Genomic DNA, 21,129 nt, shown 5'->3' with positions numbered 1-21,129 from the left:
CGCCGAAGATACCGGGGCTTCATTGGTAGCATATGATGTAGCTGGAAACATATTGAAAAGCGTTAACGTTAACGAGGGCGGAGCAACAAGAAAGCAAGTAGTGTTCAACGATACAGGGATTCATCGAATTGAAATTTATTTAGGAAGTGGAGCTGATACCTCAGCCATAGACAATTTTTGTTGGGCCAATCCTACACCAATATTGCTTCCTGAATTTAGCATAACTGATTTTTCAGTGTCTTCTGAAATACCTTCTGAAGCAGGCCAATCTGTTACATTTACAGCTATAATTTTAAACGAAGGCACAAGCCAGAGTGAATGGCCATTTGTGGTTGATTTTTTAATTGATGGCGAAAGCATCGGTACCCAAACAATAGATCAAAATATTAAGGTCAATAATTCTATACTAATTCACCAGGCTTGGATTTCCGAAGTAGGTGAGCACACAGTTGAAGTTATAGTTGATTGTGATGGGCAAATAGAAGAACAAGATGAAACCAATAACAATTCTTTTCTAAGTCTATCAAGGATTTATGACACGACACCGCCTGTTTTGACTCAGGCGAACCCTGCCAACTATTCGTCCAATAATTACGTAGATAAAATTAGCGTTAGCCTCATCGATCAATACGGAGGCACGGTTGATAACGTGGCTGTCATTGACGCATTCACAGTTAAAGCCAATGGTAGTCAAACTGTTGACGGTACCGTTACAGAAAGTGATGATGTTTTTGTTTTTACTCCTACCGAATCCTTCTTTCCGGATGGCACTTACCAAGTTTCGGTCACTGCAGTTGACATAGCAGAAAACAGCGCAATCTACATTTTCTCATTTACCGTTGATAGCCAAGTGCCCAAAATACCCACCATTAAAGCCGAGATCCTCTCCGGCACCCTGATCGTGGACAGCGACAACAACCGCTCCAACAAGAGTTCGGTCACAGTCACCGGCACCCGGGAGGACGACACTGCCATTTATATTAATGGCGCCCTCAAGGTCGCCCTGGGCACCGGGGACTGGTCGGTTACATTAGACTTAGAACAGGGGGAGAACAGCCTGGAGATTTGGTCCCGGGATACAGCAGGCAACGACTCTGAGGTGGTGCAGGTCACCATCAACGTCGACTCCCTGGCGCCGACCATCACCAGTGCCTTTCCCACGGCAGACAGTTTTCTCTCCGCGGCACCGGCGGTGGTCAGCGTTTCCTATACCGAAACGGGCAGCGGTTTGAACACGGAAGCATGCACGCGCAGCCTCCAGGATGCCGACGGCAATACGATTGCCGGAACCTGGGATTTTACTACCGACGGCACGGTGAGCTTCACCCCGGCGGCCGCGTTGGTCGACGGAGGTTATGCCCTCTCCCTTCAGTTGGAGGACAATTACACCAACCGCAGCAGCACCCTGAGCCGTGCGTTTACCGTGGACACCGTGGCGCCCGACGCGCCGGTCATCGATACGGTGACCACGCCCACCCACAACGCCACCCAGATTGTCAGCGGCACCAAGGAGTCCTATGCGGCCATTTTCCTGAACGACAGCCAGGTGGTCGACAACACCGCGGCCACCACTTGGCAGGCCACCGTTACGCTCACCAGCGGCGAGAACACCCTCGCGTTCGTGGCCAGCGACCGGGCCGGCAACAGCAGCGAGGCGGTAAGTGTGGTCATCGAGTACGACGACGTCGCCCCGGATGCGGTCACCACCCTGACGGTAAACGGCCAGGGCAGCGGTACCACGGCCGCCCTGAACTGGACCGGTTATGACGAGGCCGCCCACGGCGATATCGCCGGCTACCGCATCTACTGGCAGGAAGGCGCGAGCTTCAGCGATGTCGCCGGCATGACCGTCCGCCAAACGGTCTCTGTCGGCACCTTCACGGCCACGGCCACCGGCCTGACCAAGGGCGCCACGGTCTGGTTTACCGTAGTGGCCGTGGATAAGATGGGCAATCTCAACACGGCGGTGACCCCGGTTTCGGCCACACTGGAAGACATCCAGGCGCCTGAAAACGTCACCGGCCTGACGGTTGACGCCCAGGCGGACAGCCTGACCTTCTCCTGGACCGCATCAACGGACAGCGTCGGCGACCTGGCCGGCTATCGGGTCTACCTGGACGACGCCACCGAATACGCCGCCCTGGCGGCCGATCAACTTTCCCACAGTCTCACCGGCCTGGCCGCTGCCGAGGCCCACACCTTCCGGATCACTGCCATTGACGATGCCGCCGAGCCCAACGAGAGCAGCGGCGCGAGCCTTTCCGGCGTCACCTGGCTGCCCAACCCCACGGGCCTTTCCGGCGAACCCTTCAGCGGCTATGTACAGCTCTCCTGGAGCGCGGCCGAGCCGTCAGTCTATGTGAAGCAGTACCGCGTCTACACCAGCGACGCGCAGTTCAGCAGCATCGATGCCGTGAGCGGGGCCCATAATGTCGGTACCGCCACCGGCACATCGGCCAAGGTGGCCGGGTTGACCGACGGCCAGACCTATTGGTTTGCCGTCACCACGCTGAACACCTCGGACGGGGAGAATCCGACCGTCACCGCCATCAGTGCTACTCCCGAGGCAGATACCGAGGGCCCCGAGCTTACCGATCTGCTGGCCGGCACAGTGGCCTTTGCCGACGGCTTCGAACTGACCGGCCCGGTGACCCTCTCCCTTTACGCCGACGATCCGTCCGGAGTGAGCCGTATCGAATTCTCACTGGATGGAAACCTTTTGCGCACCGACTATTCGCCGCCCTACACTTGTTATTTCGACCCGGCGGACATGGCCGACGGCAGCCACGAACTGACCATCACCGCCTATGACACCCTGGACAACAGAACGACACTGACCATCGGCTTCACCGTGGCCCTGGCCCCGCCCGAGGCGCCAGCCATCACCAGCCCGGCCGACGGCACCACCACCAACGAGACCCAGGTGGTGGTCTCCGGCGAAGCGGAGGCCGATGCCACGGTCACCCTGTACAACAACGCCTTGACCACCGGCGTTTCCGGCAAGGTGGACGGCAAGGGCCATTTCAGCATGGTCCTGACGCTGGCCGAGGGGGAGAACAGCCTCCAGGCCAGCGCGGCCAACCGCAGCGGCGAAGGCCCCCTGAGCATGGCCGTGGCAATCACCGTGGACACCACCCTGCCCGGTCCACCATTGGCAATCACGGCCGAGGCGCGCTCGGGCGGCGTGATCCGCATCACCTGGCAGAAACCGACCGACGGCGTGATCAGCGGCTACAATCTCTATCGCGGCAATAGCGCATTCTCTGATGTGGCCCTGGCCGAAAAGGTAAACACCGGCACCCTCGCCAATGACAAGTACAATGACGTGCCGGCCAGCGACGGCACCTGGTATTACCGGGTCACCAGCCTGGATGCGGCCGGCAATGAGAGCGAACCTTCCGGCCTGGCGTCCGCCGATGCGGACAGCATCGCCCCCCGGGCGACAGCAATCGTCTACTCCCCCGAAGGCGCCTATGACGCCGATACCGGCACCATGGCGCCGGGCACCGTAGACCTGGAACTGACGGTCAGCGAATCGCTTCAGGCAACGCCTTTTCTCAGCATCACGCCTTCGGGCGGGACACCCATCTCCGTGGACCTGACCCAGGTGGACGACACCACCTACAGCGGCTTTTTCGTTATCTCCGAAACCACTCCCGGAGGCAGTGCCTGGGCGGTCTTCTCCGGCCGTGACACGGTGGGCAACCGCGGCACCGAGATCGATGCGGGTGGTACCATCCTTATCGATACCGACGGCCCGTCGGTCAGCCGGCTGGCCGTAACCCCCCAAAGCCCCATCCGGAACGATGTGGAGGATCCGGTCACGGTTACGGCCGTGCTGGGGCTCTCCGAGGCGGTCAAGGCCGGCACCCTGCCCGAGGTGGGCTACCTGCTTTCCGGTGAAGGTCGCGAGACCATCCCCGTCGACAGCCTGACCCAGCTGGCCACGGCCGACGGCGACGCCCAGACCTTCCAGGCGGTTTTCACCCTGCCAGCGGATGCCGGGGCGGCCGATGCCGAATCCCTCTCCCTGACCTTCAGTGCCGTAGACGATCTGGACAACGCCGGCAGCGACATCGATGCAGATAACCGGTTTCAGGTTTATCAGGGCGACCTGCCGCCCCTGGACGCGCCCGACGGCTTGACCGGCACGGCGCTTCCCGGAGGAAAGGTGCAGCTCGCCTGGAACCCGGTGGACGAGGCCGTGGCCTACCAGGTTTACCGCCAGGGACCCGATGAAACCGAGTTGACCGTTCTCACCCGCCTGGACGCCGGCAGCCTGATCGAATACGAGGATGCCACCGAGGCCGACGGCGACTACACCTATGCCGTCACCAGCATCCGCTCCGAAAACAGCCAGGAGGCCGAGAGCGGCCAGAGCGACACGGTCACCGTCAGCGCCGATTCCGTGGCGCCAGGCGCGCCCACGGATTTCGCCCTGGAACTGGTGGCCAACGGTATCAAAGCCACCTGGAACGCGCCGGCCTACACCGAGCCAATCACCTACAGACTCTACCGGGCATCGGCCAGCGAGATTACCAGTGTCGACGGAATCGATCCCCTGGCCGAGGGGATCGATGCGACCCTGGTGGTGGATCCCGATCCCAGCGATGACGACCACTGCTACACGGTCACGGCCGTGGACGCGGCCGGCAACCAATCACCGCCGGCGACGTCAAGCTATCTCAACTTCGATCTGTTGCCGGTCTCATCCCTTGCCGTGGTGCAAAGTGAAAGCGACTCGCCGGTGGTCTCCTGGACCCATTCGGGCAGCACCGTCGCCGGCTATTATCTCTACCTGGGCGACAGTGATGACGGCGTGCAGCTGGGCGACGGCCTGATTACGGATCAGAGCTATACCGACATCGGCTGGTCCGAAGACCAGCGCCGGTACACCGTGGTGGCCGTGGACGGCGAAGGGGTGTCCAGCCTGGGCCGCAGCATCACCCTGCCGGTGATCGAGGCCTCCCTGGCCGATGATGCCGTGGTGCGCCGGGGCCTGATGAACCGGTTGACATATACCGTGAAAAACAGCTCAGACAGCGCTGTGGACAGTATCCGGCTGCAGGTGGAACTGGGCGGCATCACCCACACCTCGGACAGCTTCAGCCTTTCCGCGGGCGGGCAGGCCAGCGTGGATGTGGTCGTGGGCGGCTACGCCGATCTCACCGACCCGGCCGACGTGACCACCACCATCGCGATCACCCCGGAAGCCAACGAGAGCGTGCGCATCGTCCGCAACGACCAGGTGAGCGTGGCCGACGGCATGCTGGTATTGCAGATCGCCAACGACAGCTTCACCCGGGGCGGCACCGGCACGGTGTGGTTCACCCTGGAAAATACCGGCGACGAGGAGATCGAAATCGTTGCCGCGAGAAATTCGGGCAACAGCGACTCCGACGAGATCGCCTTCACCCTGCTCGACGAGGACGAAAACGTGATTACTGCCAAGGCCTTCCGCCAGGCCGTGGGCGATAGCGTGATCACCCTGGCCGACAAGCGCAGCGTGGCCCGTATCGGTGCCGGCGAGATCTTCACCGCATCGGCCACGACCATCGACGTGCCCGCCACGGCACCGGACGATGTCACCGTGCGGCTGGTCATCGATAATATTCACTACCACCTGGGCCGAGACACCGAAGTGAGCATGTCGGGCCTCTCTACCACGCATACGGTCAACCTGGAGGAGACCGCTTATACCGGTCAATTGGGCGCCATCACTCCGGAAACCTCCTCCGGAGACGAGGACATCGTCATCACGGGCCGGGCCATCGAGCGCGCCACCGGCGATCCCTTGGACAACGTGCCCCTGAACCTGACCATCACCGTTGATGGGTTCGAGTCCACGTTCACGGTCTACACGGACGGCGAGGGCAGCTTCAGCTACGCCTACACGCCGACCACCGCCGGAATTTTCACCGTGCGGGTGGTTCATCCGGGCCTGACCGACAAGCCGGTCCACGGCCAGTTCGTGGTCAGCCGGCTCTCCTTGAGCATGACCACGGCCAACGCCATCATCCCGTACAATTACGAGCAGTCCATCTCGCTGAAAGTCACCACCGGCGACGGCACCGAAGTAACCGGTCTGCGGCTGGAATACCTGGCCGAAGACCAGGCCGGCGGTGTTTTGGTCGACGGCATTCATCTGACCCTGCCCAATGCCTTAGAGACCCTGTCCGGCGGCAGTACGGCCGCGCTGCCGTTCAGCCTGTGGGCGGACAACACCGCCGATACGACCCTTTCCATAGTCCTGCGCGTGGCCAGCGACGAGAACCCCCAGTGGGGCATCCTGACGGTTAACGCGGCCTTCTCCGAGGCCAGTCCGGTGCTCTACTTCACGCCCGACCATATCGAGACCGGCATGGCACGCGAGAAAACCGTCACCGAGACCGTGGCCCTGTCGAACAAGGGCCTCACCGCCATGACCGGCGTTACCCTGAAGCTATTGTCCGGCGACGGCTCCGTGGCTCCGGACTGGATCGCCCTCAACGTCGACGGTAACGCCGGCGATCTCGCCGTGGGTGACACCCGGGAGGTCAGCATCACCTTCGCCCCGGAAGAGGAAACGGCGGAGGGCAATCATCATTTCCTTTTGCGAGTGAGCAGCGACAACTATCCCCAGACCGATATCAACCTCTATGCCGCGGTAACCCAGAGCGGCATAGGCAACGTGCTTTTCAAGGTGTCGGATATTTACACCGGCACCCTGGACGACAACCTGGAGGTGGTCCAGGGCCTGGCCGGAGTCAAGGTGGTCCTGCAGAACGAGGCGGTGACCACCCAAAGCTACAGCGCCACTACCGATTCCATCGGTGAGGCCGAATTTACGGATCTGGTCGCCGGCCGCTACCAGGCCAGGATTAGTTCGGACAACCACCAGGCCTACACCGGCCGCGTCTGGGTCAAACCGGGGATCACCACCACCGAGGACGTTTTTTTGGAGTACAACCTGGTCACCGTCGAGTGGTCGGTCACCGAGACTACCATCGAGGACAAGTACGAGATCGTGCTCACCGCCACCTACGAGACCGATGTGCCGGCCGCCGTGGTGGTGGTCAGTCCCACCTCCATCGCCCTGCCGGACATGCAGGCTGGAGATGTGTTCAATACCGAAATCACCCTGACCAACCACGGCCTGATCCGGGCCGACGAGGTCAACTTTACCTTGCCCGCCAGTGATGCCAACTTCACCTACGAAACCCTCTCGGCCATTCCGGAGAGCATCGATGCCAAGCAGCAGGTGGTCATCCCCATCCGGGTGACCTGCGTCAAGCCGCTGGTGGCAACGGAGGACGGCAGCGGTGGCGGCGATGACAATTGCAGGGCGTATACGGCCTGCGGCAGAATCGAGTATATTTTTATCTGTTCCAACGGAAAAGCCAATGAATCCGAGACCGGCTTCTGCGCCACTTATTCATATGGAGATTGTTCCGCCAGTTACGGCGGCAGCGGCAGTGGCAGTGGCGGTTACTCGGGAACCTATAACTACAGCACCGGCGAAGGCAGTACTTCAGGGTACACGCCCGAGGCAACCTCGATCGAAGCCGGCCCCGGGTGTTTTCCCGACGTGGAGAGCCGCCGGGAGTGCTGGTGTGAGCCGTGCAGCCAGATGGTCACCTGCAAAGACGTGATGGAACCGGTGGGCTCATCGGTCAACAGCGTGCTGCGGCGCTATACCCGTGAGGACACTGATTTGTCGGTGAAGGTCCCCGGCGGCGTGCTGGATCTTTCAAGAGTCTACCAGGATTACCAATGGGTGATGGAACCCTTCGGCATCAATGGCGCCGATGGGACCATGGGCATTCAGCAATATTATTATTCCTACGAATATGAATACCAGGGTAAAGAATACACCTTCTGCATCGTAACCGCCGTCATCCGCAACGGTACCGTCTATAAGCGCCCGGCAGGCAGTTATGCCGTGAAAGTGGAGACGAATCCCGACGGTTCACTGAATGGGTCTCCGAGCCTCGTTAAATACAACAATGTCTTCGTTGACGAGGACGAAAACACGATTACCGAAAATGAGAGCGGAGACGGTTACAGCTGGACAAGCAGCAGCGGCAAGACGGTCAAATATGATGTCAACGGGCGGGTGATCGCCATTGGCAACCGCAGCGGCACCCTGGCCCTGCCGATCTACGATGATGACAACAACGGCCGCCTGGCGGGAATCACCGATCGGTACGACCGACAGGTGATCTGGTGCGAATACGATGAGAACCAGCGTCTGGTCGCCGTGCAGGATCATGCGGACGCCGACGATCCGGACTGCCGGCGGGTGCAGTATCACTACGACGAAAATGATCGTCTGGCCCGGGTAACGGATGTCCTGGGCGACGATACCCGATACACCTATACGGAGATCAGCCGGACGATCACCGGCGGGAATATGCAAACCGTCGGCGTCTATCACGTGTACAGCGCTTCCGATAACACGCTGACCAGCGGATCCACTTGCCCGCCAAGCGATCGACTGGTGGAGATCAAGACCCACTTCTCCAGTGCCCTGAGCAGCATCGAGGATCCCGAAGGCCGGATGATCCGGCTGGCCTACGATGAGAACGGCGACCTCAGGGTCTATGCCGACGACACCATCGAAAAGACCTTCAGCTACGATTACGACAAGACCAAGAAGCAATACTACGTCTCCATCGGCTACCCGTCGGGCATGGTCAAGGAGGTCTGGTACGATGCGAGCGGATTAACCCGCCGGGTGGACATCAACGGACGGACGGTCAAGCAAATTACCAAGGACGGTCGCCAATATTCGGTGGCCGACGAAAACGACCGCACCACCCGCTACACCTACGACGAGTGGAACAACCTGGTTGAAATCGTCTATCCGGATGGATCGGTGGTGGAGAACGAATATCTCACCGACATCAAGCGTATTTCTCGCAAGGTGGACGAGTTGGGCAACATCACGCGGTTCGAGTACAACGACGCCAACCTGCTGGAACGTAAGATCGAGGCGTCCGATACGGACGATGAACGGATTACCGAGTACACATACGACGACGACGGAAACCTGCTGACCATCACCCGCCTGGCCGACGGCAATACGGCCCTATCCCAAACGGTGATGACCTACGACGAATGGGGCAATCTCACCTCCGTGACCGATCCGGAGAATGGCGTGACCCGATTCACCAGCCATGACATCATGGGTAACGTGCTGGAGAAGATCGGCGCCCGGGGCAAGACGTGGGCCTACACTTACAACGTCAAAGGAAATCTCAAGACTGTGACCGATCCCCTGGGAAACGTCACCGAGCATTTTTATGATGATGTGGGCAACCGCATCCGCACCGTGGATGCCGAAGGGCGGGAGACCACCTATACCTATGACAACCACGATAACCTGGTCCGCGCGGTGGATCACGAGGGGCATGCCAGCAAGTTCGCCTATAACGCCAACGATAAACTGATCCAACAGACCGATGCCGAGGGCAAGGTTCTGCTCTACGAGTACGACAACGAAGGCCGCCTCACCGCGACCATCGACGGCCACGGGGACGAGATCGACATGACTTACGACGATGCGACGAGCACCGGCTGCGCCAGCTGTTCCGGCGCCACGGGCAGCCTGCCGTCACACACGATCTATCCCACCTTCGAGACCAGTTATACCTATGATCGGCGTAATCGAAAGACCGTCGAGACGGTTCACAAGGACGCCTCGACCGAGTACGCGACCCGGTTCACCTACGACGAAGCCGGCAACCTGGTCTCGCGCACGGACAAGGCGGGGCGCACCACCTACTACGCCTACGACGCCCTGAACCGGCTGATCAAAGTAACCGATCCGGCCAGCGGAGAGACCGCCTACACCTACGACGACCGGGACAACCTGATCAGACTGACCGATGCCGAGAATCAGACCACGCGGTTCGAATACGATGCGGCCAACCGGCTGATCAGGGAGATCAGGCCGCTGGGTGGGGAGACCCGCTACGACTATGATGCCGCCGGCAACCTGATCGAGAAGATCGACGCCAAGAACCAGAAGGCCGAGTACGCCTATGACGATGCCGGCCGTTTGGAGGAGATCCGCTATTATGCGGCCTCCAGTGACGTTGAGCCGACCAAGACGGTAACCTTCTCCTATGACAAGGTGGGCAACCTGACCGGCTACGACGATGGCACCACCTTGGCGGTTTACGCCTATGACACCCTGTACCGCAAGACCGGTGAGAGACTGGATTACGGTGCGTTCAGCCTGCAAAACGCCTACACCTACTACGACAACGGCCTGAAGGAGACCTATACCGGGCCCGATGCCGTCACCTACGGCTACCTGTACGACGCCAACAACCAGCTGGCCGCCGTGCAGATCCCGAATGCGGGCTATGTCACCGTGAGCGGCTACCACTGGACCCGGCCGGCGGACATGCTCCTGCCCGGCGGTGGCACCATTGATCTCGACTACGACGAGTTGCTGCGCCTCGAGCAGATCACCACCACCGATCCGGCGGCCAATCCGGTGTTGAAGTATGCCTATACCTATGACAATATGGACAACATCACCGCCAAGGCCACCGAACACGGCGATTATGAATATGGTTACGATGCCCTGTACCGCCTGATCGATGTGGTCAACCCGGTCCGGGATGACGAGGCCTTCACCTACGACGGTGTGGGCAACCGTTTGACCTCCGCCGATACCTCGACTGAGTGGGGCTACAACGAGAACAACGAATTGACCGGTTATGACGATGTGACCTTTGATTACGACCTTAACGGTAACATGATCGAGAAAAATGCTGGTGGGGTGGTAACCAAGTTCTTTTACAACCTGGAGGATCGCCTGGAGCGTGTGGAGGACGGCTCGGGCAATGTGATCGCCAGCTACTACTACGATCCCTTCGGCCGGCGCCTGTGGAAAGATGTCGGTGGCACCCGGACCTGCTTCCATTACAGCGACGAAGGGCTGGAGGGCGAGTACGATGCCACAGGTACCGTGATCAAGACCTACGGCTGGAAGCCCGGTTCCACCTGGAGCACCGATCCGTTGTTCATGAAGATCGGCACCGAGTATTACTATTACCACAACGATCATTTGGGAATGCCGCAAAAGATGACTTCGGTCTCCGGGGCGGTGGTTTGGAGGGCTACCTATTCATCATTCGGGCAAGCCTCAATAGATACTGAAGTTGTTGAGAACAATCTGCGGTTTCCGGGCCAGTACTATGATGCCGAGACTGGCCTGCACTATAACTACCACCGGTATTATGATCCGGCTACCGGGCGCTACCTTACGGCTGATCCTATTGGGCTTGAGGGTGGGATCAATATCTTTGCATATACATCAAATAATCCAGTCAATTTAATCGACCCATTTGGTCTTAATGCAATTGTCTTGTTTCAGGAGCAGGCAGCAGGAGGTTATGGACATATCGCATCTGCTGTTTCAGATCCACAGAGTGGTGGATGGCATTATTTCAGCAAAGATGGTTATGGATATATGCCGACATCTTATCATTATTTTAACAACAAAGGAGAATTACTCGCATTTGCGCTTATTGCTGGTAAATATGATGATTATGTGGAATTGCAGACCACGACCAAAGATGATTTTTCAATGATAAAGTATGGTATATCTCAGCTTAATACGCCATACAGTTTTATGCCATTTTTAAATACAGAACTCAGTAGTAGTAGATCTCATTGCTCGGATTTAACGCTCGATATTCTTGAAGCAGGAAACACCTCTCCATACAATAAGAGCGAATTTAAAGAAAACCTTCCATGGCACAATGCCCCGCGAGATTTATGGAATGCCTTAAGAAGATATTATCCTTAATAGGACTTAATAGGGATGGCTAACTATGAATAAAGTTCTTATTCTTAATTTTATAATTCCAATAATAATAAAGACTTTTATTCCAGATGGCAGATATGGATCCCTTACTATAAATGTTGATTTGTTTATCATTCCAATCTCATTATTAATTCTTAATTTGTCAGCCCTTTTATTTTCTAAAAGGAAAGAATTCTTTCGTTCATTCATTTTAATGTTTTTCGGTATGAATATTGGAGACTTGGTTGGATATACAATTTGGGGGCTATCTAATAGTAGGCTACTAAATCCAGACCAAAAAACCATTTTACTTTTCAAAGGATTAGTTCTTTATCATTCATTATTTACCATCATTTCTTTCATTTCATTTTATTTTTTATTCAGAATTTATTTGGTGAAAAAGGGAAAATAAAAAGGGGTTGAACCAAGATAGATAGATGCTTAATTGGTGAGAGATCAAGTCAAAAGCAGGGGGGAATAGGGACATTATCTCATTATTTAATCAAATTGATTTACCTCTCAACATTTGCGATGAAAGGTACCATGCCACGGTCAACCCGATTAGACGCTCCCGGTATTTTGCATCACGTGATCATCTTGAACGGCGCTATGAACTCAAACGGCATGGCTACGAAATAAACCGTGTTGCCGAAAGGGTCGCCGAGATATTTGGGATCGATAAGGAAGAGATCTTCCAAAAGGGGCGCCCTAAAAAACCTGCGGATGCCGGGGGCTCTTTTGCTACTGGGGGAATAATAGGGGGAATAATAGGGACATTCTATATTCCTTATGTCAACAGATTTTTTAACCATTTAAAATCAAGCAGTTAAAGATCCTCAAAATCAAAGTGCGCACGTCTCCTATCGTTTTTTAAGAAGGTGGTGAGGTATTCTCTTCCATCGGCGAACTTTCGATCTGATCGTTACGTTTATCCGGCATGATCCGAACGAGCGGATCCACCAATCATTCCTTATCCAGATTCTGAAGTTCGGAAGAGAGGCTCATTGATTGTCCCTCACGAGGTCACTTTGCCTCAACGTCCCTCAGCGAGCTCTCTCACCGATTATGCAAAACAGGATCGATCTTATCCGTACATGCTATCCGCTCCGTATGGGAATCCATTTACTTCTCATGTGGGAATGGCAGGCCTCAGGATTGTCCCTCACGAAATCGATGTTTCAACGGTGATGAACAGGCTCTGCCATAAGGTGGATAGCATTGAACGGCTCGTTCTTTTTCAGCATCGTCCAGGCGATCACCAACATTTTGGCGGCGATCTTGACGCGTGCCTTGGTCTTGATGCCGCGCTCCCCCTGGCGGCCTTCCAGCATACGGTTGTATATCCGGCGAAAACCATCATTGTGGCAGGAGGCGATCAGGGCGGCCTGATACAGGCCATAGCGGAGTTCGGCATCACCCTTCTTCGAAATGACCGGCACGCTGTTCTGGCTTTTCTTACCACTGCGGCTGGCGTTAAGATCCAATCCCGCCAGACGGATTACCTGCTTGCGGCTTTTAAACCTCAACGGGTTGGCCAGGGCGGAAAGCACCAGAGGCGCGATGTAAGGACCAAATCCGGGGATGGTCAGCAATAGCTTGTAAGATGGCAATTCCCGGCAAATGGTATTGATTTGGTCCATGACTTGTTCAAGCTCCTTTTCGACAGCCTTGAACCTCTCGACCAGCATCCTGGCTTCGTATTCGGCCGCATCGTCAACCGGCAGGCCGATGGAACGTCCGGCGGCCTCATGGATTTTTCTCAGTCGGTTCATTTGGCGAACGCCTCGGTCGGTGGTCGTCACATGCTGTACAAAGACTTCGAAATCTGTTGCGGCGATCTTGCGTGGGTCCAGATACCATCGGATGATGGCCAGGTTTTCGGTGATGCACGATCCCCAGTATCGATCCATTTCCGGAAAGTACTTGGCCAAGAGGCCGTTGCGGATACGCATGCGCAGTCGATGCACCTCTTTTTTCAGCTGTCGCCGAACCGCCAGGAGACTGCGCAGCGCCAGCATATCGGCTTCCGGATTTTCATAGAACAGGCACTTTCCCTGGCTGACCAGGTCGGCGACGTTGGCGCTGTCTTTGGTATCGTTTTTATCCCAGCGGCCATCAAGGAGTTCCCGGTTGTCCTTAACCGCTTTGCCGGCTACCAAGACCACCAGATGGCCTTTCCCGGTCAGCCAATGGGTAAGCGGCTTGTGGTAGTTGCTGGTCGGCTCCAAGCCGAAAACGACATTTTCCATATTCTCGAGTTTTCGAAAAATAGTTCTTTGACAAATTGTGATTATGGCACTTTCATTGCTATGCAGCCTCTTGGGGGTTGAGATTCTGGTTCCGTTCGAGCAACTCCACTTCTTTTCTCGGTTTGCGGAACCTGAAGATATTTTTCTCTTCCACTTCTAACCACTTGCGATAAAAATCTTCGTCCGCCTTCAGTCTCTCAAATACTGCCTTGAAATTTTCGTATTGGGATTGACGTATAATTGAGGGGATCGTTAATGATCCCTTTGACAGTTTTCCAGCAGTGCTTTGCTTGTAGTTTTCAAAATGGAGGAGGGAGTCAATCCAGGACACCAGGCATATCGTTATTGATACGCCTTGCTCACTCCTGATAGTGGCTCCCTCCATATCGGTTAGCTGCTTCGCATTCCTGAAAAACTCTTCAATTACCCATCTATGGCTGTAAGTGATGAGAATTTTACCGGCTTCCCAAGTGAGTTGATCGGTAAGTAAATATTTCGTGGTTTGAGTGGTGGGATCAACACTTTCAACAACACAATGCTTGCCAGTTATAGAATTTAAACGAAGCGTCTTAGTCTTCGTGTGATAAAGAACTTTTTGAGCTTTACCAGTTGCCGGGTCTGCTGTAAAGCCGTATTTTTCAACGTAAGAAATGGATTTATAAACCTCGGGCAGGGACCGCGTGTAATATTGATTTTTTGACAATCGCCCTTTGGGGGTGAGCTTAGGGGGCTGGCATGGGACCCTGACCGTGTAATTGGGTTTGAGTTCGATAATATAACTGAGCTCAAGGCGTTTAAGTTCTTTGATAAACGGCCCTGTGCAAAACCAGGAATCCGCTAACACCATGGAAGGGGGGAAACCGACTTCCAATGCCCACTCCAGTATCTCGACGGCAAGCGCATACTTGGTTTTGTATGGATGGGCTTTCCCTCTTTGCCAAGGCATCGTCCCCGTTTCTTTGTGAAACATTCTGAAATTGATTGGAAATTTGATAAGGTTTCCATCACTGTAATACACAAAAACAAGGCAGGTTGCCTTCATGTTCGTTCCAAAGGCATGATCGAATAAAACAAACACACCGTGAATCCATTTGCAGAATTTGGTATGGTGTTTCATTGTGTCGTCGATCAGAAAATAACCTGGTTGAAGGGTGTACATTTGCTGGATGCGTTTGGCATAAAGCAATTGCAACTCGGGGATGTAAAATTTTGCATCGGATAAAAAATAAGAAAGCGTGCTAACCGCCTTTTCTTCCAACCACATTCGACTAATGCGGCTCAGGTTGAATCCAGAACCCAATACCAAGGCCGTTGCGACCAGTATCATGTTATCAAATTGAATGTTGGTTAGCCCTGGTTTCAAAAAGGACAGCCCGGTGACAAGGAATGCGAGCGGCTTAGCGCACGGAATCTTCATCCTTATTATCCCTTCTATTTCAGCATGTTATACACCTCCAGAAATATTATCGCACATATTGAGAATAATGTCCCGCACTATTTTTCGAAAACTCGAGTATATTGTGCTGGCTCATAAGCGTCTCCACCTGTTCCATGAGTCGCTCGAAGCCGATCAGATCATTGGTAAAGATCAGCCGGCGCCAGAGTGACTTTCCCCTATCGGTCCCGAAGAAAGCATGATGCTTGTCTTTGGCAATATCGATACCGACAATCAATTGGTTTTCAGATCCTCTGATCTGGCTGCGTAGTTTACAAAACATTTCGAAGCGGGCAATGTCGTCCATTTTCATAACCTCCTGTTATCCAATCCGTTCAAGTTTTTCTATTTTATTAACAGGAGTAACTCTCATTTTCTACGCGAAAAAATATTGGTTAAAATACTACTTGTGGAGATCTTTTCTTTTGTTTTTTCAATATATAACGTCTCTCATTATCTAAATAGTGCCTGGCCGAAAACCCCTTTTTCTATGAAATTTTCAGACAGAAGTAATTATGGTTCATTTAGTGATCGCGAATTACTTCGCTGAGAAAGTAAATGTCATCAATAATTTTTCGTCTTGAGCCAAATTTGGGAACACCTCACCTGTTGTCTTTTGCTCGTACAAATTTCGGAACTGCTATGCAGCTAATCGGAATGACCGCTCGGCAGCTTTTTTACGTCGCTTAATTCTCTTTATCGTCTGTTCTTGCAGCGCTGCTCCCAGTTTCTGAATGTTCCGGGACAGTACCGCCAAGCCTACATATCGTTTAAATCCGTGGAGGCCATGGTCGGGGGGGGGTATTGTGGGGTATTGGGGACGTTCGTCGGATTTCTGGTTTAAAATTTTAGGTCTGTTTGCTAAGCGGTTGCTATGCCAAGGAAAGCCCGGGTAGATGTCCCGGAGCGCTGCAGCACATCATTTTAAGGGGAATCAATCGCAGAAAGATCTTTTTCGACGATTTCGATCGGGATGGTTTTTTGGATCGGCTTGGAGGTATCCTGGCCGATAGCAAAACACCATGTTATGCGTGGGCATTGATGACAAATCACAGGTGTGGACTGGTGGAAAACAACGCAAAACGGTAACGGCGCGTAACGTGTTGTGCTATTGGGCGACGCGGGAACTTGGGATGAGCGCGGTGGCGATATCAAAACGACTGAACATTGCTGCCTCGACGGCCAGCGAGTCCGCGGCGAGGGGTTTGCGGATTGTCGAAGAGCAAGCAGATGAAGTTATCTGATAATCCGTAAAACCGAGGAGCGTCCCTGAAGCCCCCCTTATGACGGTGTGGGCAACCGGTTGACCGCTGCCGATACCTCGACCGAGTGGGACTACAACGAGAACAACGAGCTGACCGGTTATGATGATGTAACCTTTGATTACGACCTCAACGGCAATATGATCGAAAAGAATGCCGGTGGGGTGGTAACCAAGTTCTTTTACAACCTGGAGGATCGCCTGGAGCGTGTGGAGGACGGTTCGGGCAATGTGATCGCCAGCTACCACTACGATCCCTTTGGCCGGCGCCTGTGGAAGGATGTCGCTGGCACCCGGACTTGCTTCCATTACAGCGATGAAGGGCTGGTGGGCGAGTACGAAGCCACGGGCGCTGTCATCAAAACCTACGGTTGGAAACCCGGTTCCACCTGGAGCACCGATCCGCTGTTTATGAAAATCGGCTCCGCCTATTACTACTACTACCACAACGATCATCTGGGTACGCCGCAGAAGATGACATCCGCCTCCGGGGCGGTGGTTTGGAGTGCTACTTACTCGTCGTTTGGTGAAGTCTCGATTGATGTTGGAGCAGTTACCAACAATCTGCGGTTTTCTGGACAGTACTTCGATGCGGAAAGCGGGTTGCATTATAATTGCTACAGGTATTATGATCCGGTCAGTGGGCGCTATATGACGCCTGACCCTTCGCATTCTATCGCAGGTGGCAATTCAAGAATTTATTTTATGGTTCCTCATCTGCTGAAAACACCTCAAGAACTGCACAATTATCACTATACCCAAAACAATTCTATTAATTACATTGACTCATCAGGGTTACGTACCTACCGATGCCGCAGACCGCTTGCCGCATTAAGGGGAAGTGGCGAAAGAAGCGGGCCTGATGTGCCAGGGAACCCTTTATATCATCAATACCTTTGTGTTGAACGTGGTGGTGTTGTTACTTGTTGCGGGCAGACCGGACAAGATGATCGGTTTTATGGACTAGGCGCCCCAAGTAATGATGATTTTAATCCTGAAAATTGTGAGTTAATAGGTGCTAATAGATGCATTGACAATTGTTTACTACAAAGGTTTAATAATCAAAGACCAAACTATGGTCTTGTGGGACCGGGTACTAATTGTCAAGAATGGTCGGACAATCAATTCCAAGAATGTTTCGATAATTGTTTTTAAGGATTAATATGAAATCAAAAAGAATACTATTAGTTACCTTTTTTATATTTCTTTTATCTCCAACATATGTTTGGGCTGGTGGTGGCCCACTTCTTTTACTTTTCAATAGTTCTGTATTTATTATTGGTCAGTTATGGATTGTTGGAGTAGAATTCTTAATTTATCGAAGGTTCATCAACGTTTCTAAAAAAGAGGCATTTGTAGATGTGTTTAAAGCAAACATTTTATCTACCATTGCAATCGCCTTCGGTTTACCATTAATAGTGGTCATTGCTGGTCTATTTGGAAGCTTTTTGCCAGGAAAAATTGGCGGAATTCTTTCTGCAATTGGAACATGGGTATATGAAAATGGACAGTACAACAAGCTCGCAGTTTATATGTCTTTTTTTTGGTTTGTGCTCTTGTTTGTCGTAACAGTATATTTTGAAGCTTGGATCTATAAGAGACGATGGAGCAGAAGAGGTTTTGTTTATAGTGTTTATCCAACAACCTTATGTTGGTATGCAAATGCTGTTAGCCATACCGGTTTGTTTGTTGCTATTTTAGCAATTTGGCATGAATTGATATAAACGCAAAGCCGCAGAAAAAGCGGTCTGGAAACGGTCTGGAGTATTGGGAGTATTGGAGTATTGGGGAGCATTGGGGACGTTCATCGGATTCCCGGGGAGCATTGGGAGCATTGGGGGAGCATTGGGGACGTTCGTCGGATTCCCGGTTTTCAATTTTAGATCTGTCTGCTGAACGGTTACTATGCCACGGAAATCCCGCATATACGCCCCCGAAGCGCTGCAGCACATCATTTTAAGGGGAATCAATCGCAGAACAATCGCAGAAAGATTTTTTCCGATGATTCCGATCGGGATAATTTTTGGATCGGCTTGGAGGTATCCTGGCCGATAGCAAAACACCATGTTACGCATAGGCATTGATGACAAATCACAGGTGGTGGACTGCTGGAAAACAACGCAAAACGGTAACGGCGCGTAACGTGTTGTGCTATTGGGCGACGCGGGAACTTGGTGGGATGAGCGCGGTGGCGATATCAAAACGACAGAACATCGCTGCCTCGACGGCCAGCGAGTCCGTGGCGAGGGGCCTGCGGATTGTCGAAGAGCAAGGGTTTAAACTTTCAGATGAGGTTATCTGATAATCTGTAAAACCGAGGAGCGTCCCTGAAGCCCTCTGAAGCCCTCGAGGAGCGTCCCTGAAGCCCTCTGCATGCGCTTTTGATGAAGTATGGCAACCTCGAGCGCATGTAACTCTTCAGCTTCTTTTTTCAGCGCGTTCTGGATTTTTCGATCAAATTGAGGCTTTCTTCCAGGTTGGGACCCTTTGCTTTCGTAGGCAACTTGTTGATCGATACATCGATTAACCGCTGCCGAAGCGCTTTCCAGTGCTTTTTGTGCCGCCTTCGTTTTGCTGGCAAGGGCGGTACTGGAGGCCTTTACCACTTCGTACTGAATATGAAAAACATCCGGTGAATGATGCGCCCCAAGGTGGTTCTTGACGTAATTGGCAATCCCCGTACCATAATCACTTGAGGATTGTACCACGGTTACAGGAAGCCCCTTCAATGCATCTTCCATCGCCTTCATCCAGTCTGAACCTTTGCGCCCATTGGCGTATGTTTCCAGCAAGATATAGTTAGATTCCGGTTCAATGGAAACCAAACACGTCTCAGGATGAAACGTCTCATCCAGGCAAGCGGTGATATCCTTAGGTTCCATGTCTTTTGCCATGCGATTGGTTTCTTTATCGCCGAAATCGACAGTGGCTTGCTCGATAGCAACCGAGACTTTTTGCTGAGATCCGTACGAAGTGGCAATAAATTTCGAAAGGCCTGACAATTCGAGAAATTCGCAGACCAATCGAACGCTCCCAGGCCCTAAAAGCGTTATTACAAACTGAGCGGCGACAACCAATCGGTGTAAAAAGGCTGTTCCGGTTGGCGATTCAAAAAATGCCTTGACCTCAGGCTCAGCATCAATAGAATCTTTTCGATCCATCCAATGCTGCAGCGTTGAACGAGGAATACCAAGTTGTTTTGCAATTTCCCGCTGGTTGGTGTTATCCTTTAGTGCCGATTCATGTTTTGCCATGATATCAGTAATTTCCTGCCTTGGCCGACGATTCTGGGGTATTATTTTTGAGTCATACTTTAAGCATATACCCTAAAAAAACATAAATGTCTAGATTTATTAATAATATTTACATGGCTTTGTTTTAGGTTCCAAATTGCTGGCCGAAACGATGATCAAGGCCTTTTTTAGCTATGGGCACTTTATTCATTTTTTGCACAACCCGGTGTCACGGGCGGCATGTTTCTCTCCGCCCCGTGGACACCGATGTTGTGCGAAATATTTACAATTTCAACGGAATACCGGTATCATGACCCTTAAATTAAAACTTGACCTTTTAGATAGATGTAATTACAATAATTACATAAATAATTCAATAAAAAATATTAGGAGAAATAAAAATGGAAAAACAAGTACGAACAAGGGATGTAAAATTGGTTCCTATTGGAAACTCCAAAGGGGTTCGCATTCCTAAGCCGCTTCTTATAAAATATGGCCTAAAAAACTCCCTTTTGCTCGAAGAAACTGAGCAGGGATTACTTCTCCGGAAAAAAGAGGACAATAAGCTTTCTTGGGAAGATACATATAAGGCCATGGCAGATGAGAAAGAAAACTGGGACGATTTTGACACTACTCTTCTAGATGGGTTGGAGGATGAAGAATTTGAATATTAAACGGTACGAAATATTTTTCGCGGATCTTAACCCAACCATTGGAAGTGAAATAAAAAAAATTCGTCCTGTTGTCATCGTTAGTCAAGATGAAATGAATGAATATTTAGACACAGTTGTCATATGCCCCTTGACCTCAAAATTACACCCCAAATGGAGAAGCCGCCTTCAAATTAAATGCGCAAGTAAAAATGCTGAAATTGCTGTTGACCAAATAAGAACCATTAGCAAAAAAAGACTGAAAAATAAAATAGATAAATTATCAAAGATCAAAGCAGCTCAATTACGCAAGCTTATTACTGATATGTATGGTGAATAGCTTTCCCCTGTCCGATGGCCTCTAATATAATCTTAATTCCATCGCACAACGGATTGCTGTGAGGCGCGCGGTAGTTTCGTGCGTCCTTACAAGCAAAGGGTTAGACAATATGGTTGAACGTTAGCCACCGCGGCAATAAAAAGGCCTGCCAAACCTTG

Annotated in this window: 11 protein-coding genes and 1 pseudogene; 7 read left to right on the top strand and 5 right to left on the bottom strand. The window is 52.7% G+C overall.

The genetic code is table 11. The features are described from left to right. Positions 1–135: 135 nt before the first annotated feature. Positions 136–360 carry a hypothetical protein gene (locus GN112_RS34560; RefSeq protein ID WP_231717130.1) on the bottom strand — a complete coding sequence of 75 codons (225 nt, stop codon included), beginning with the start codon at positions 358–360 and terminating at the stop codon, positions 136–138. On the opposite strand from GN112_RS34560, the pseudogene GN112_RS35425 reads away from it, so the two are divergent. The 3 genes and pseudogenes from GN112_RS35425 to GN112_RS24715 form a co-directional block, all read left to right on the top strand. Next, a pseudogene (locus tag GN112_RS35425) lies at positions 287–826 on the top strand (CARDB domain-containing protein); the annotation flags it as partial. The gene GN112_RS34560 and the pseudogene GN112_RS35425 sit on opposite strands and share 74 nt — an antisense overlap. Positions 827–850: 24 nt before the next feature. Continuing rightward, complete coding sequence (locus GN112_RS24720) at positions 851–11,806, top strand: RHS repeat-associated core domain-containing protein (RefSeq protein ID WP_231717129.1); 10,956 nt, start codon at positions 851–853, stop codon at positions 11,804–11,806. Between the two features lie 25 nt (positions 11,807–11,831). Next, entirely contained in the window at positions 11,832–12,215 is a 384-nt protein-coding gene (locus GN112_RS24715) for a hypothetical protein (protein WP_155312624.1), read from the top strand. Between the two features lie 766 nt (positions 12,216–12,981). Here the strand turns inward: GN112_RS24715 and GN112_RS24710 are convergent. Genes GN112_RS24710 through GN112_RS24700 form a run of 3 tightly spaced genes read right to left on the bottom strand, consistent with a single transcriptional unit; the run spans position 12,982 to position 15,794 of the window. Next, the gene (locus GN112_RS24710; RefSeq protein ID WP_231717256.1) at positions 12,982–14,088 is read right to left on the bottom strand and encodes an IS110 family RNA-guided transposase; all 1,107 of its coding nucleotides are present in this window, start codon (positions 14,086–14,088) and stop codon (positions 12,982–12,984) included. 22 nt (positions 14,089–14,110) lie between these two features. Beyond that, positions 14,111–15,469: a transposase gene (locus GN112_RS24705; protein ID WP_155310081.1), complete on the bottom strand. Its 1,359-nt coding sequence runs from the start codon at positions 15,467–15,469 to the stop codon at positions 14,111–14,113. Between the two features lie 46 nt (positions 15,470–15,515). Further along, entirely contained in the window at positions 15,516–15,794 is a 279-nt protein-coding gene (locus GN112_RS24700; protein ID WP_162459105.1) for an IS110 family transposase, read from the bottom strand. A 996-nt stretch (positions 15,795–16,790) separates the two neighbouring features. Between GN112_RS24700 and GN112_RS34925 the strand changes: the two genes are divergently transcribed. Together GN112_RS34925 and GN112_RS24690 are read left to right on the top strand one after the other, a co-directional pair. Next, the gene (locus tag GN112_RS34925; protein ID WP_155312621.1) at positions 16,791–17,903 is read left to right on the top strand and encodes an RHS repeat domain-containing protein; all 1,113 of its coding nucleotides are present in this window, start codon (positions 16,791–16,793) and stop codon (positions 17,901–17,903) included. Positions 17,904–17,911: 8 nt separating this feature from the next. Beyond that, on the top strand, positions 17,912–18,472 hold the full coding sequence (locus GN112_RS24690; RefSeq protein WP_155312620.1) for a hypothetical protein: 561 nt from the start codon (positions 17,912–17,914) through the stop codon (positions 18,470–18,472). Positions 18,473–19,042: 570 nt separating this feature from the next. Here the strand turns inward: GN112_RS24690 and GN112_RS24685 are convergent. Further along, complete coding sequence (locus GN112_RS24685; RefSeq protein WP_155312619.1) at positions 19,043–20,002, bottom strand: helix-turn-helix domain-containing protein; 960 nt, start codon at positions 20,000–20,002, stop codon at positions 19,043–19,045. Positions 20,003–20,382: 380 nt separating this feature from the next. On the opposite strand from GN112_RS24685, the gene GN112_RS24680 reads away from it, so the two are divergent. Continuing rightward, positions 20,383–20,655, top strand: a complete 273-nt coding sequence (locus GN112_RS24680; protein ID WP_155312618.1) for an AbrB/MazE/SpoVT family DNA-binding domain-containing protein — start codon at positions 20,383–20,385, stop codon at positions 20,653–20,655. Then, positions 20,636–20,971, top strand: coding sequence for a type II toxin-antitoxin system PemK/MazF family toxin (locus GN112_RS24675; RefSeq protein ID WP_231717128.1), 336 nt, complete (start codon positions 20,636–20,638; stop codon positions 20,969–20,971). The genes GN112_RS24680 and GN112_RS24675 overlap by 20 nt, the downstream gene beginning before the upstream one ends. The last annotated feature ends 158 nt before the right edge of the window (positions 20,972–21,129 follow it).

It is taken from the genome of Desulfosarcina ovata subsp. ovata, assembly GCF_009689005.1.
GTDB lineage: Bacteria > Desulfobacterota > Desulfobacteria > Desulfobacterales > Desulfosarcinaceae > Desulfosarcina > Desulfosarcina ovata.
Note: the sequence above shows the minus strand (reverse complement) of the source record. Positions and strands in the feature narration are given on the sequence as shown.

Coding starts and splice junctions, on each gene's coding strand:
- GN112_RS24705 (WP_155310081.1), bottom strand. CDS start 15,469: ATGAAGATTCCGTGCGCTAAGCCGCTCGCATTCCTTGTCACCGGGCTG.
- GN112_RS24715 (WP_155312624.1), top strand. CDS start 11,832: ATGAATAAAGTTCTTATTCTTAATTTTATAATTCCAATAATAATAAAG.
- GN112_RS34560 (WP_231717130.1), bottom strand. CDS start 360: ATGCTTTCGCCATCAATTAAAAAATCAACCACAAATGGCCATTCACTC.
- GN112_RS24680 (WP_155312618.1), top strand. CDS start 20,383: ATGGAAAAACAAGTACGAACAAGGGATGTAAAATTGGTTCCTATTGGA.
- GN112_RS24675 (WP_231717128.1), top strand. CDS start 20,636: ATGAAGAATTTGAATATTAAACGGTACGAAATATTTTTCGCGGATCTT.
- GN112_RS24690 (WP_155312620.1), top strand. CDS start 17,912: ATGAAATCAAAAAGAATACTATTAGTTACCTTTTTTATATTTCTTTTA.
- GN112_RS24685 (WP_155312619.1), bottom strand. CDS start 20,002: ATGGCAAAACATGAATCGGCACTAAAGGATAACACCAACCAGCGGGAA.
- GN112_RS24700 (WP_162459105.1), bottom strand. CDS start 15,794: ATGGACGACATTGCCCGCTTCGAAATGTTTTGTAAACTACGCAGCCAG.